Origin of the sequence: Rudaea sp. (assembly GCF_036383415.1) — a bacterium.
Classification (GTDB): domain Bacteria; phylum Pseudomonadota; class Gammaproteobacteria; order Xanthomonadales; family Rhodanobacteraceae; genus Rudaea.
In genome coordinates this window covers 1-13634 of sequence record NZ_DASVOK010000239.1, presented here as the reverse complement: position 1 = coordinate 13634, position 13634 = coordinate 1, and the positions used below count along the sequence as shown (strand labels likewise).

General features: G+C 61.8%; 12 protein-coding genes. 5 read left to right on the top strand and 7 right to left on the bottom strand.

The genetic code is table 11. The annotated features are described in order from the left end of the window. Positions 1–287: 287 nt before the first annotated feature. Complete coding sequence (locus tag VF497_RS09190; protein WP_330887917.1) at positions 288–659, top strand: VOC family protein; 372 nt, start codon at positions 288–290, stop codon at positions 657–659. 70 nt (positions 660–729) lie between these two features. Beyond that, positions 730–1194 carry an RDD family protein gene (locus VF497_RS09185; protein ID WP_330887914.1) on the top strand — a complete coding sequence of 155 codons (465 nt, stop codon included), beginning with the start codon at positions 730–732 and terminating at the stop codon, positions 1192–1194. A 638-nt stretch (positions 1195–1832) separates the two neighbouring features. On the opposite strand, the gene VF497_RS09180 is transcribed toward VF497_RS09185, so the two are convergent. Further along, positions 1833–2753, bottom strand: coding sequence for an IS110 family transposase (locus VF497_RS09180; protein WP_330887911.1), 921 nt, complete (start codon positions 2751–2753; stop codon positions 1833–1835). A 228-nt stretch (positions 2754–2981) separates the two neighbouring features. Here VF497_RS09180 and VF497_RS09175 point away from each other — a divergent pair, with 228 nt between their 5' ends. Next, positions 2982–3308, top strand: a complete 327-nt coding sequence (locus tag VF497_RS09175) for a nucleotide pyrophosphohydrolase (protein WP_330887909.1) — start codon at positions 2982–2984, stop codon at positions 3306–3308. A gap of 29 nt (positions 3309–3337) precedes the next feature. Here the strand turns inward: VF497_RS09175 and VF497_RS09170 are convergent, their stop codons facing one another. The 4 genes from VF497_RS09170 to VF497_RS09155 all read right to left on the bottom strand — a co-directional run bounded on the left by VF497_RS09170 (position 3338) and on the right by VF497_RS09155 (position 9447). Beyond that, a complete protein-coding gene (locus VF497_RS09170; protein ID WP_330887907.1) occupies positions 3338–4549 on the bottom strand; it encodes a hypothetical protein in 1212 nt (403 codons plus the stop codon). Positions 4550–4607: 58 nt separating this feature from the next. Then, the gene (locus tag VF497_RS09165) at positions 4608–5579 is read right to left on the bottom strand and encodes a hypothetical protein (RefSeq protein WP_330887905.1); all 972 of its coding nucleotides are present in this window, start codon (positions 5577–5579) and stop codon (positions 4608–4610) included. Between the two features lie 117 nt (positions 5580–5696). Continuing rightward, the gene (locus VF497_RS09160) at positions 5697–8468 is read right to left on the bottom strand and encodes a hypothetical protein (RefSeq protein WP_330887903.1); all 2772 of its coding nucleotides are present in this window, start codon (positions 8466–8468) and stop codon (positions 5697–5699) included. Positions 8469–8595: 127 nt separating this feature from the next. Further along, positions 8596–9447 (bottom strand): protein-L-isoaspartate O-methyltransferase, encoded by an 852-nt coding sequence (locus tag VF497_RS09155; protein ID WP_330887901.1) that lies wholly within the window; start codon positions 9445–9447, stop codon positions 8596–8598. Positions 9448–9823: 376 nt separating this feature from the next. Between VF497_RS09155 and VF497_RS09150 the strand changes: the two genes are divergently transcribed. Together VF497_RS09150 and VF497_RS09145 are read left to right on the top strand one after the other, a co-directional pair. Next, positions 9824–10840 (top strand): dipeptidase, encoded by a 1017-nt coding sequence (locus tag VF497_RS09150; protein ID WP_330887899.1) that lies wholly within the window; start codon positions 9824–9826, stop codon positions 10838–10840. Between the two features lie 2 nt (positions 10841–10842). Continuing rightward, complete coding sequence (locus VF497_RS09145) at positions 10843–11298, top strand: Rid family hydrolase (RefSeq protein WP_330887897.1); 456 nt, start codon at positions 10843–10845, stop codon at positions 11296–11298. Positions 11299–11304: 6 nt separating this feature from the next. Here the strand turns inward: VF497_RS09145 and VF497_RS09140 are convergent, their stop codons facing one another. Both VF497_RS09140 and VF497_RS09135 read right to left on the bottom strand, forming a co-directional pair. Next, positions 11305–12180, bottom strand: a complete 876-nt coding sequence (locus tag VF497_RS09140) for an arginase family protein (protein WP_330887895.1) — start codon at positions 12178–12180, stop codon at positions 11305–11307. Next, positions 12177–13262: a GNAT family N-acetyltransferase gene (locus VF497_RS09135; protein ID WP_330887893.1), complete on the bottom strand. Its 1086-nt coding sequence runs from the start codon at positions 13260–13262 to the stop codon at positions 12177–12179. The genes VF497_RS09140 and VF497_RS09135 overlap by 4 nt, the downstream gene beginning before the upstream one ends. Positions 13263–13634: the final 372 nt, after the last annotated feature.

Genomic DNA, 13634 nt, shown 5'->3' with positions numbered 1-13634 from the left:
TGGCCAGTTCGCGCTGGCTACGATTCAATCGCACCCCGCTGGAAATGAGATATCGTTCTTCCTGGGTGAGCTGGTGATACGTCATGGTTGCAACCCCTTCTTGCCGGAAAGGTGCGGCCAGTATCACCGCTCACCCTCCTTACGGATCGGGTGTTGCACTTAGTATGTGAATCCACGAGCGCTAACTATTCGGTCAAGTGGACCGCTGCGACGTGCCGCGGTAACCTGACGCTCACTGTAGCAGCGGCCACTTACCTCAAGCGTTAGGCCTTGCAGGACAAGATCCCATGAAGATCACGTCAGTCTCTCCAATTCTGTCCGTTGCGGATCTAGCGAAGTCGATTGACTTCTACAGGCATAGCCTTGGATTTGATCTTGCTTGGTCATGGGGCGACCCGCCAGACATTGCCGCCGTTTGCCGTGACAGTGTTGAGATCATGCTTATCCAGCGCGCAGACGCAAAGCCTCCTGGCGCATCCCACATCAGTCTTCTCGCGTCCGACATAGATGCTTACTACTCCAGCCTTGTAGATGTAGGCATCCCGGTTGTTGTCCCTATCGGCGATCGCCTATATGGCATGCGCGATTTCCGCATATCTGACCCAAGCGGCAACGAGCTAAGCTTTGGACAGGTTATCGCGGGTGAGAGCGAGGCCTAACAATTCATTCAAGCCGATACCGCTTCGCGGTGCGGCTTAATTCAGGCGTCAGAGCTCACTAGGAGGGACCATGGACAATACCAACCCTTATCAAGCTCCGAATGCCAGGCTTTCAGAATTCTCCGAGGAAAGCGAAGTCGCGAGTAAAGGGCAAAGATTCGGGACTTGGATTATTGACTACATCGTTTTCATAATAATCAGTGGAATCATTGGAGCGCTTATCGCTCTCACTTTCGGGCATGCCGGTGTTCAATATCTTCGAGGTCCCGCTAGATTCGTAATCTCCATCTTAGTTTTCCTCATCTACTACATAGGATTCGAATCAGCGTTTGGCCGTACTCTAGGAAAATTTGCATTGGGAACAAAAGTTATCACTGAAGGTGGCGGCGCTCCGTCTTTAGGCCAAGTGATTGGCAGGTCCTTCGCACGCATGATTCCATCTGAAGCATTCTCGCTCCTATTCTCTGACACTAACTCTGGTTGGCACGACACGCTGCCAAAGACGAAAGTTGTTCGCACCAGAAAACGGTCGTGAGCTTTAGATTCAACTTCTAAGTGCAACACCTAGCGGGACCGAGCGAACACGGCTACTTGCCTCAAGCGTTAGGCGTCAAGACGACGCGATGTTTGACTTTGACCACAGACTGAGAAGGAAACCACATGAAGGGCCACCTTGTAGTTCGCCTCTTGTCTATTCTGCTGGTGTTGATCTGCATGGAGGCCAGTGCCGGGGATTGCACCAAAGATCAATATGGAAATGTAGTGTGCGGCAAGGGGCAGTGCGCGTCGGATCAATACAACAAGACACTTTGTGCCAAAGAAGGCGGCGGCGCGATAAGAGATCGCAATGGGGTCGTAAAGTGCGGCATCGGATTTTGCGCCATCGACGATGTGGGTAGGGTAATGTGCTCGTCGCAGCCGGGTGGCGGTGCCGCGGTAGATTCATATGGCAAAGTGAAATGTCAGGGGACTGCCAAAATGGGGCGCCGCAATTTTGTGAGGCAGCGCGTTAGGCTACCCTGGATCAAAACCGAGGTCAGCGAACCGCGTCAGAGTCGACTTTTCGCGTATAACAAAGTCTTGATTTTCGTTCGGACAGATCGCTGCGACGGGGTGCGGTAACATCACGCGGCGGTCAGTAACGGCCGCTTAACTCAGCAACTGTCTTGATGATTAGGTCGTTGCGGCAGCCCGCAGTTCGTCTCTTCGCCTCGCATTGACGATCGTCAGTAGCTTGCGCATGCAAGCGACTAAAGCCACCTTGGCAACTTTGCCGCGTTCGCGCAGCTGTCGGTAATGGGCTTTCATGACCGGCTCCCAACGGACGGCGGAGAGGGTTGCCATGTAAAGCGCAACACGCACCTCCGCGCGACCGCCACGAATGCGTCGCACGCCACGCCATTGGCCGCTATCGCGATTGAGCGGAGCCACGCCGACCAGCTTGGCGATCTGACGTCGCGTGAGCTGGCCCAGTTCGGGCAGTAACGCCAACGCGCTCGCCTGGAACAGCGGGCCCAATCCCTTGGACGACTGCAGTGCCGGACTGGCATGTTCCTGCAGCAGCTTCTTGAGCGTGCGGTCAATCAGAGCCTGCTCGCGACGCAGAGCGGCGAGACTTCGCTGCATGAGAGCGCGTATCGCCGGCAGCGTCGTTGCGGCTTGCTGGCGAAGGCGCTGGACCGCCTCGGTCACCTGATGGCGGCGCCGTAGCCAGCCGCGCAGTTCGACCTGCCACGGTGCGGCCGGTTGATGGACACGCAGCCGCTGGGCAAACGCGTGTGCCATCTGTGCGAGCGCATGCGCATCGAGTGCATCGGTCTTCGCCAACTGCCCCAGCGCCTGGGCGAAGTGACGTGCCTGTCGCGGATTGACCCGTGCGATCCAAAGGCCTTGCGCCACACTTGCTTCAAGCACGGCCTCTTCATAGCCGCCCGTCGCTTCCACGATGACGCGCAGATCGGTGCCCAGTGCCGCCAGCCATTTCAGCAATCGTCGAATGCCCACTCGCGTATTCGGATAACGCTGCACTGCAGTCTCGCCGTACACGGCGACATCCAGGAATGCTTTCCCCACATCGATTCCGACACCCTTCATCGCAAACTCCGCTAGAGTAGACAGGCCGAGAGCACCTCGGTTTCTGCCCATCCTTATCGGTACGAGCGTTGCTCGTGCAACTGTTCGGGCGAAGAACCGAGGACCGGTGTGCAGCCCACGCTGAGCTACGGTGCTGATGACACCAAAGCGTTATCGGGCGTGCACACCGGTGCTCTCGGCGCTTAGACTAGAAGAATCTCAAGAGATAAAGCGTTATGTGCAATCAATATGAAACTCAGTGATCTAGAAAAATCAGCACTACAGCTAAACGAGCTCTACGAACGACTTGAAATAAAAAAGTACGGACGCGTCTGGACCACAGAAGAACTGGCGCTTGGTTTCGTAGGGGACGTCGGAGATTTGGCAAAGCTGATCCAGGCGAACGCCGGTGTCCGAAATATTGATGACTGCAAAGCGAAACTCGGTCATGAGCTGTCGGACTGCTTATGGTCGATTATTGTTCTTGCAAATAAGTGTGGCATTGATCTGGAGGCGGAGTTCTCCAGAAATACCAAAGAACTGATGGAATATGTATCCAGGGAACTCGAGGCATAATGGACTGTTGCCGAGCGACCAGATGGTTCCTAGAGTTTTTTGGACGCCTTGACCTGATCAGGAGTCTCCAGCCACTGCCTGATCCGCTCGTAGACCTCAACGCGGCCGAGCAGGTTCATGTGATTCATGCGGTAGCCGATCCATTGGCGCGATGGTGAGAATCGCAACGCGCGTTGCGCATCCGCATGCTGCCCCAGCGCGCTCGCCAACGGCACGAGACCGTCGCCGAGCAGGCGATCGGCGAGGCTTCCGGCACGCGAGCCCGTAGTCGCGGCAATGGCGTGGCAGGCGACATCGTCGGGCAGCGGCGTCGCCACGCGCGTGTCTGCGCGCGAGGAGCGGTCGCGGCCTTGCCAGTCCGCATCGACGAGGTTGCCGTGACGCAGGTCGGTGATGCCGGCGCTGCGGATTTTTCCGAGTCGCGCGAACGGCGCCACGATCGCATTGCTGCCGAGCAGCGCGTCGATCCACGCGCCGTTGCGTTCCAGCGGCGCGCCGTGGTGCGGCGTGCCGAGGAAGAACGCTTTGCCTGCCTGCCGTCGCCACGCATGGCCCGCGAGCGCGCCATGGTGGCAGGCGCTGCGAATGACGAGGCCGCCCATGCTATGGCCGATCAGCACCAATTCCTTGAGCGGCGCACGGCGCGCCTGCATAAGGCTTTCAAGTTGCTCGGCGAACTCGCGGCCGTTGACGGAAATGTGCCGGCCGCTGTTGTAGTGCAGGTACAGCGGCGTATAGCCGAGATCGCGCGCGAGCGCCGCGCCGTAGTCGCAGTCCTGCGCCTGCCAATGCAGGTCATCCAGGCACAGGCCATGCACGAACACGGCGAGCTTGTCGCCCGGCGGCGAAGGGATGTCGCCCGCGTGCGCGTACAGGCGCATCGTGATCGCGAGCGGGTTAGCGCTGTCGACGAGGTGATCGCCGAGCACGCCGTTCACGACCGAGCGCGCGGCTTCCTGCAGCGGCGAGCGGGTGGCGGATGCATCTGGAATCAGCGCAAGCAAACTGGAAGCGGCACCGAGCGCGGCATCGAGCGCGCCGCCGCTCAAACGCGAGATGCCGCGGATGCTCTTGTACACGACGGCGGCGATGCCACGCGTGTGTTCTTCGCCCGGCTGGCCGAGCAGGGCTTGTGCAGGCGAGAGCGTGCGATGCATCGCTTCGACCAGATCGACGACGCCGACCACGGCATCGGTCGACAGGCGACCGATGCCACGAAGATTTTCAAGGGACGCGTTCATGTCCCATGCAGCGTAGCGCAGCGGATTAGAGCCGGAAGCCTATGGTCGAATTCCGTCGTCAGCGCGGAGCGGGCCGCGATTTCGCGCTCTTCGCCGCGGCTCGCTTGCCGTTCGGATAGCCGGGGATGCGCGAGAACAGCCAGGTCAGCGGGTTCTGCGTCCACGCCTCGGTGACGAAATCGTTGTGGTGGGTCCAGTCGAGGCCGCTGTCGACGAAGGCGACGGTGCCGGGCCGCAGCTGCTTCGGCAGCTTGCTCGCGTAGCGCAGGTTGGCGTCGGCGAGTTCGGACTGCAGCGCCTCGTTCTGTTCGCGCGTCGATTCGGTGTAGGTGCTGAAGAAGAACGCCGCGCCGCGCGCGCGCTCGATCCAACTCGCGAACTTGTCGATCTGGCCGTACAGCGCGTCGAGCAGGATCACGCCGTGCAGGCGCGAGCCGATCTGGCCGACCGCGAGCGACCAGGACGCGGGCAGGTAGCCGCCCGAATAGGCGACGAGCACGACCTTCGACGGCTTGAACGCGCCTTCGACGCGCTTGTCGTGGTACTGCAACGCGAGTTTCTGCGTGGCCTCGTCGACGAACTTCTTGAACACGCCGCGTTGCCAGAAGCGGCCTGCGCTCGAATCGGCCGCATCGACCGCGAACTGCGGCGCGACGAGCACGGCGTTGAGGTTGCTCGCGGCGAGTTGCGCGGCAACCTGCTGGCGATCGAGCACGTCGCGCGACAGCGTCGCGCCGTTGCCGTGGAAGAAGACGATGATCAGCGCCGGCTTGCGGATGTCGAAACCCTGCGGCAAGTATAAAAGTACACGATTGTCGTTGAAGGTCTCGTCTTCCCAGTGCACCGAGTTGTCGCGCGACGAAACGTGGCCTTTGCGGTTGCCGTCGACCTTGTCGATGAATTTCTTGCCCGAGTCGGGAATCAGGCCGCGGAACGGAAACGGCGCGTAGTCGAACGGGACGAAGGCGGTGATCGGGGACTTGAGCGGGGCGATCGGCACCTTCGCTGCGGAAGGTGGTTTGATCGCCACCGCAGACGTTTTCGGTTGGGCGCCGAGCGCGGGTCCGGCGGCCAACGCGAGCGAGAAAAGAATCGCGGTCGTTCGAGCGAACGACGCGCGGGTTCTTTTCTGCTCAGTGCGCTTCATTCAAGCCGCCGTCGTTTTTCCTGCGTTGCGCATCGGCAGGAAGATCGCGAAAAACGCCGGCGCCGCGAACAGGTAGGCGAGACCGCTGATCTGCAGCACACTGGCAAGGCCGAACGAAGTCGCGATGATCGGCACGAGCGCCGCGCCGATCACCGAGAACGAGCCGTTGATGCCCCAGGCCCAGAGGAACATCGCGTTCTTGCCGAGGCGACCGAGCCAGGTCATCGCGGTAGACATCGGAAAGCCCATGAGGAACGCCGGCGGCGCGATCAGCAGGAAGCAGCAGACGAGGCGCAATCCGTACGGCAGGCGGCCGATCGCGTCGAGGATCGGATCGATGACGAAGCCATAGGCGATCAGCAGCGCGCCGATCGCGACGAAGATGATCGGCATCGTCACGCGCGCGCGCTCCATGAAGCGTTCCGAGGTCAGGCTGCCGAGGCCGGAGAACACGAGCATGCCGGTGATCAGGATCGACGCGGACACGGTCGGGTTGCCGAGCGGCAGTACGAACTTCGCGATCAGCGCGACCTCGACCATGATGTAGCCGAGGCCGAGGCAGGCGAAGTAGGCGATGACGCGCAACTGGCCCGGCGTGCGCGAGAAGATCGTGCGCCAGCCGACCAGCACCGGAATCGCGACGAGCACGAGCGCGGCGATCGCGGCGATGGCGAGCGTGGCCCAGAGCAGCAGGTAGCCCCATTCGTCCTGGAAGAGTTCGAGGCGATCGGTCGTGCGCGTCAAGTCGCCCGGTTTCACGTAGGCGGCGAAGTAGGGGCGGTTGTTGGTCAGCGGGCGCGTGTCGAACACGTAGCTGGCGAGATCGGTGCCGTTGCCGTGCAGCAGCGAATGCCAGGCGAGCTGGCCCATGACAATTGCTGGAACCGGTGCGGGCGTCGCATCGGGCGAGGTCGCGTTGGCATCCGGCCCGGTCGAGTCGGCCGCGGGGCCGGTCGGGTCTGCAGCAGGCCCGGTGGGATCGGCGGCAGGTGCGGTTGGATCGGCCTGCGGTGCGGTTGTCGGCTCCGCAGTCGGCGTGATCTCGGTGCCCGTCTTCGGTTTCGCGCCGCCGCTGGCGATGCCGGCTGCGGCAGCGGATTTGGCGGATTCGTCCTCGCCAAAGATGCTTTCGCGATACGACTTGAGGCTGTCCGCGATCTGCTTGGTGTCGAACTCGTAACCCGGATAGGTCAACTCATCGAAGCTCATCGCATGCGTATGCGCGTGCAGCTTCTCGATGTCGTCGGCGCTGAAGCCGCCGCGCTTGTACAGCACGGTCGCGGTCGAGAGGTAGCTCGCGACGGCGTAGAACTCTTTCGACACATCGGCCTTCGCATCGACGTCGCGTGCCGCATCGACCATCGTCGCGTACAGTTTGAGCACGGACTTCGGCGGCTCTTCCTTGTTCCACAGCGTCACCGAGAGCACGCCGCCGTCGGCGAGCGCGCGCATGTAGGCACGCATCGCCTCGCGCGTGTACGCGTACTTCTCGACGATGGCGAAACCGCCGGGGCTCGACAGGCCGGCCGAATCGGCGAGCGAGAGGTCGATGACGTCGTAGCGCTTGTCGGTGTTGGCGAGGTAGAGGCGCCCGTCGTAGTCGATCACGTCGAGCTTGGGATCGTTGAGGATGTCGCTGGAGAAATCGCGCAGGCCCTTGTCGTTGCGGAAGGCGTTGAGGATTTCCGGATTGCCTTCGGCCACGGTTACGTGCTTCGAGTTGTGCAGGGCGACGCGCGTGGAGATGCCGCCGCCGAACTGGACGACGAAGGTGTTCGGCTCCTGCTTGATGACGTAGGGATAATCCATCGGCAGGTAGCGGAAATACGCGCTCTCGGCGTCGCTGAGCTTGCGCATCACGCCCATCGGGCCTTCGCTGTCGATGTACATGCCGAGGTACGCGTTCGCCGGCATCTCGGGCAGGTTGAATCCCGCGTTGTCGGACAGGCCCGGCGCGAAGTGCAGGTAGGAGCTCGAATAGACTTCGAGATAACCGAATGGCGAGGCATTCTCGTAGACGCGCTGGTTGTCCGGAAACTTGCGCGCGTAGGACACGCCCTTGTAGTCGGACACGGCGAGCTTTGGCAACGCGAGCTGCTGCGGCAGCCAGAAATGGCCGGCGACGCAGAGCGCGCCGAGCACGACGAGTGCGATCAAAGAGCCGGTGCGCTTTGCCTGCGCGAGGAACCAGACGATGCCGGCCGCAAACCACAGCGCCAACGGCACGACGATGAGATTTTCCGGGCGAAACAGATACAGGCAGCCGAGCAGCAGCAAACCGCCCGTGCCGGCACCGACGAGGTCGGCGAAATAGATGCGCCCGAATGTTTCCTTCATGCGCAGGAACACCGCGCCGAGGAAGAACGCGCCGGCGAGGAATGGCGTCAGATAGAGAACGAAGTTGCCGAACAGCTTCCACTTCTGCACCGGATCGGAGATCAGGAAGATCGCGTTGAACGGAATCTGTTGCGCGAGCAGGTTCGCCGCGACAATCAGTGGGCCGAACGCGAGCAGCGAGACGTTGGCGACGCCCTGCCAGTGCCTGTCGAACCAGTCGTTGGCCGCGCACATGACGACGCTGGTGAGGCCGAAGCCCATCATCGCCAAGCTGACGACCATCGAACCGAAGTGCGCCCAAGAGCCGACGCTGAAGATGCGCATGATCGAGATCTGCAGCGCGATCACGGCGCCGGCGATCAGGGCGACAGCGAGATAAAAAAGAAAAGCCGACCGCGGTGGCGCGGTCGGCGTGGAGATGGATACTGCGGTCATTCGAGTGCTGGCTTCGGTTGCTTTTTGCTTGTCATTCCGGCGAAAGCCGGAATCCGGTGTCTGTGCGTTTTCTATATGCCTTCAAAGGCGCTGGATCCCGGCTTTCGCCGGGATGACAAGCTGGAAATCACTTCGTGTCCTTCGCATCGCCGTTGTGCGCGCCCTTGATCTCGCCGTCGACAAGCTTGGTGAACGGCACGAACGGCACGACCTTGTTGAAGATGTCGCTGCGCGAAACGGTGATGCTGCCGTCGGCGCCCTGATGCTTGATCACCTTGAGCACGCGCTGCGCGCCCGGCGGTCCGACCGGGATCACCATCACGCCGTTCGGCTTGAGCTGCTTGAGCAGCGGCGGCGGGATATGGTCGATGCCGCAGGTGACGACGATCTTGTCGAACGGGCCATTCTCTTCCCATCCGTAGTAGCCGTCGGCCTGCTTGCTCGTGATCGCCTTGAATTCGTTGTAGCCGTCGCCAATCAACTCGTCGTAGACGCTGCGCGTGCGCTCGGCCAGCGGCTTGATGATCTCGATCGAGTAGCACTTGTCGGTCAGGTGCGAGAGGAACGCCGACTGGTAGCCCGAGCCGGTGCCGATTTCGAGCACCTTCTCGCCTGTCTGCACGTTGAGCACCTGGGTCATGCGGCCGACCGCGTGCGGACCGGAAATCGTCACGCCGTAGCCGATGTCGAGGAACGCGCTTTCATAGGCGTGCGGACGGTTGATCGGACGGCAGAAGTCCTCGCGCGGGGTGAGCAGGAACGCGCGCTTGTTGCGCTCGTCGGTGAGGTCCTTGTTCTGGGTCATCGCGTACATGCGATTCCAGCGCTGGGTGAGGAATTTCGCATCCTCGCCGCGGTTCTTCACCGCCCAGGCGACGAATTCCTCGCGATTGTCGATTGGCACCTTCACGTCCCAGGTGAACGGGACCGGCACCTTGTTTTCCGCGCCGGAAATGCTGGCGCGCGTGAGGCGGGCCATGGGTGCGGCGACGAGTGCGGCGGCTGATCCGAGGACGAATTGGCGTCTATCCACTGGGGCAAGCTCCTGAAATTAAAGCGGGAAAGGGTTAGTGCAATAGGATACGGGAAATGCATCACGAATGCCGCTATCGCTGTGGCCGGGGCCAGTCCGTTCAGGGGCGGTTTGCTGGCAATCGAGCGCGTGGACGGCGCACAATCCGGCGTCCTCTGGCGGAGTGGTGTGTATGAACTGTGTCTTGCCTCGTCGTGGTTTTCTTTCTCTTGCCGTCGGCGCAAGTGTAGCGGCGCTACTGCCGAATTCGAGCGTGCATGCGACCACGGTTGCTCTGCCTGAACAGCCGCGTAGAGCGTGGGCTGGGTATAACAAAGCGACAGTGATCGACACGCTCGGAGGTCCAGGCGAGTACGATCCAGAGCCGTTTGCGCCGCTCAGCAAGGCAGCACTCGACGACGCATTTGCTTCGGGGCTGACCGCAGTCAATCTCACTGTCAATGGTGCCAGCGTCGGCAACTACGCGCGCAACTATGAGGATGCAGTGCGCGAGATCGCTTACTGGAACGCTCAGATAGAGGATCACCCTGACGAATTGATGCAAATTCGTCGGGTTGTAGATATCCAAAGCGCCAAGAACAGCGAGCGTCTCGGCCTGATCTACGGCTTCCAGGACGCCGCGCCGTTCGGTGAGAACCTCGATCGTCTCGACACGTTCTGGGACCTCGGCGTGCGCATCTACCAGCTCACCTACAACAAGCGCAATCTCGTCGGAGACGGCTGCCTGGAGCCTGCCAACGCCGGGCTCTCCATGTTCGGCCGCAAACTCGTCGAGAAATTGAACGCACGCAAGGCGCTGATCGATCTTTCGCACGCGGGCCAGCGCACGACGCTCGACGCGGCGGCGATGTCGAAGACGCCGATCGCGATCACCCATACCGGCTGCGCCGCGATCGCGCCGTTTCCGCGCAACAAGACCAACGAGGAGTTGAAGGCGGTTGCCGACAAGGGCGGTTATGTCGGCATCTACCTGATGCCGTTCCTGCGCAGCAAGGGCCAGCCGATGGCCGCCGATCTGATCGCGCATCTCGAGCATGCGATCGACGTCTGCGGCGAGGACCACGTCGGTATCGGCAGTGACGGCGTGATCTCGCCGGTCGCGGTGACGCCCGAGTTCAAGAAGAAGTTCGCCGACGAAATCGCCGACCGGCGCAAGCGCGGCATCTCCGCACCGGGCGAGGATCCGAACGTGTACACCTTCATTCCCGATTTGAACCGCGCTGACCGTTTCGATCGCCTCGCTGAGTTGCTCGCTGCGCGCAAGCATTCCGATGGGCGCATCGCGAAAGTCCTCGGCGGCAATTTCGCCCGCCTGTTGAACGATGTATGGGGAGCATGACGATGATGTTTTCGAAGACGATGAAGTCCGCCGCGTTGATCGCCGCCTTGTTCACCGCTGCAGGCGCGGTTGCTGCCGAGCCGGAATTCTTCCCGCGCAAGGCCGCGCCCGGGCAGAGCTATCCGTTCTCCGAAGCGGTGCGCGTCGGCGACATGCTTTATCTGTCCGGCGATATCGGTATTGGCGCTGACGGCAAGCTTGTCGCCGGCGGCATCAAGGCCGAGGCGAAGCAGGTCATGGACAACATTGGCGCCAACCTCGCGCGCCACGGCTCCTCGTTCGACCATGTCGTGCAGTGCACGGTCGCGCTGGCCGATATCGCCGACTGGCCGGCGTTCAACGAGATTTACCGTGGGTATTTCAGCAAGCATTTTCCGGCGCGCATGGCGTATGCGACGGGCGGCCTCGCGCTAGGCGCGAAGGTTGAGGTGCAGTGCAATGCGGTGTTGGCGAAGTAGGGTGACTTAACGGATGCGCGCGAGCAGGCGGCGGTTGAGTGCCCGCTGCTGTTCCTGCCAAGCGACGAGTTCGCTCGCGGGCACCGGAGCCTGCCCGTCGGCGTGGCTGAGCCAGCGCTTCCACGGTGTCGAGTATTCGTAGGCCGAAACCTCGCCGTTGATGTCGCTGCCGACCAGGCGGCCGGCGAGTGCGTCGATGACCGCGTTCAGATGCGACTCGAGCAGGCGGCCCTGGTCCCAGTTGGTGCGCGCGGCCTCGGGACTCAGCGCATCCTTGTCGATCGTCAGGTAGGTTGGAGCGGGCGATGGACCGAGAGTGGCGAGGAAGGCATCGATCAACTCGTCGGGCGTGGTGAAGACCTTGAACGCGTGGCCGATGCCGATGCGCGCGGCCCAGCGCGTGTCGACGTCCATGCACCAGTTGGTCAGCTTGCCAGCGTAGAGCGGGCGCAGATAATTCTCCCACGCGTGCGCGGCGCCGACGTCGTTCGAGGTGATGCCGAGCACGTGCACGTGGCTGACGAACGGCAGCGCCGCGACGCGCCGTACCCACGAGCCGCAATGGACGCCGAACGGGAAACGCATGTTGTCGGGATGGTTGTCGAAGACGACGACCTGAAAACCGTTGATTGAATCCGAATCCTTGCCGCGTAGCCTGCGGATCAGCGGCCAACTCAAGTGATGGAAATCGCCGCTGCCCATGAATACGGTGCCGTAGTCGGCCGGCAGCTCGGCGTCGAGCTTGCGCGCGAGTTCATCCATGCGACGGTTCGAGCAGCCGAAGCGGATCGCCTCCTGCCAGTCGGCGAGATCGATCGTCAGCGCGTCAGGCAGATCGCCGACCGAGCGATCGAAGTCGAGGATGACGGGCCGCAGGCTCATGATGATTTGGATTCCAGCGCGGCGCGGTCGCTTTCGAACGCGCCCGCGAAACGGCGCAGGATCGCACGCAGCAGCGGATTGCGCGCGTACACTGCGTGGCACGTGAAAGTGAACTTTGCGCCGAGGTAGCGCTTGATCTCGGGATCGGTCCAGCCGGCGATGTAGTGCTTCAAGCCGTGCTGCAGCGCGTAGTCGAGATTGCGCATCCAGCTGACGAAATACAGGTTCAGCTCGCGCGCCTGCGGATAGGCGAAGCCGACGTATTTGTCGACGAGGTTGCCGGCGCAGACATAGCACAGGTTGAAGCCGATCATGCGGCCCTCGTGGCGGTAGACGAAGATCACGCCGCCGCTCGCCGCATCCTGCAGGATCGCATCGAAGTAGTCCGCGGTAAGCAGGTCGAAGTGGATCTCGCTCTGGTTGTATACATTGAGAAAAAGGGAATAGTACTCCGCGCGCACGGCCGGGTCGGCGAAACGCGCATCGCCAGTCGGCACGGTTTCAAATTCGATCTCGGCGGCGCTGCGCAGCTTGCGGCGGATGTCCTTGCGCCGGCCGGATGAAAGCCGCGAGAGGTAGTCGTCGGTCGAGGCGAAGTCGATGGCCACGTAGGCGAGCGCCTGGCCTTCGAGCAGGACGAAGCCGTTCTCGCGGCAGGCATCGGCGAGGACCTTCGATGCGGCGTTGTCGTCCGCATCGAGCAGCGGCGAATCCTGCGGGATGTCCTTGACGATCAGGAAGGCATGGTCGCGTGCATGCTGCGCCTTGATCCGCGTGGCCAGCACGCGCGCATCGGCCTGCGCTGGCAGCGGCGCGTATTCGGTTACCGTGGTGCCGATGAAGCAGGTCAGCGGCTTCAGCCATTCGCCCCACCAGCGATACAGCGGCAACGCGGTGATGCGCTGCTTCGCTGCGGGTTCCATCGTCGTCAGCAGGTCGAATCTGGCGACAAACCAGGCTGTGCCGTCCGGTGCCGCTCCGGCGGAAAAATCCCGCGGTGGATGGGCAAGGAACTGCGCGACGAGACCGGCCGGTTCGAGCAGATTCAAATAAGGCGGGGCCGGGCGGTCGGTGGAATCCATCGGGCAATGCGGTGTGTCGGAAGCGCCGCGCTGGATGTGCGGCATGAATCTGCGATTTTCGCACAAAGCCACAGCGACGCTTCCGTCTCGCGTATTCGGACCTTTGCGGCTTGCGCGATCTCGAACCTTCGGCGGACGCAATGCCTTGTCTGGCCGGTTGGCGCGATGTTCCCGATACCATGGATTTTTTCGAATTGGTGTCGGCGCTCACTCGCTTTTTGTAAATTTTGGGTTATGCTCAAAGCACTGTGTCTGCACGGCTGTTGTGAGTTGTGACCGGCGAATCCTGAGTCCGCGTACGCTGGTCCTTCGATCGCTACATCGTCAACTTCAAGCTTCCTGCATTCCAGTAAGTCGTCCGCTCGTGTTGCG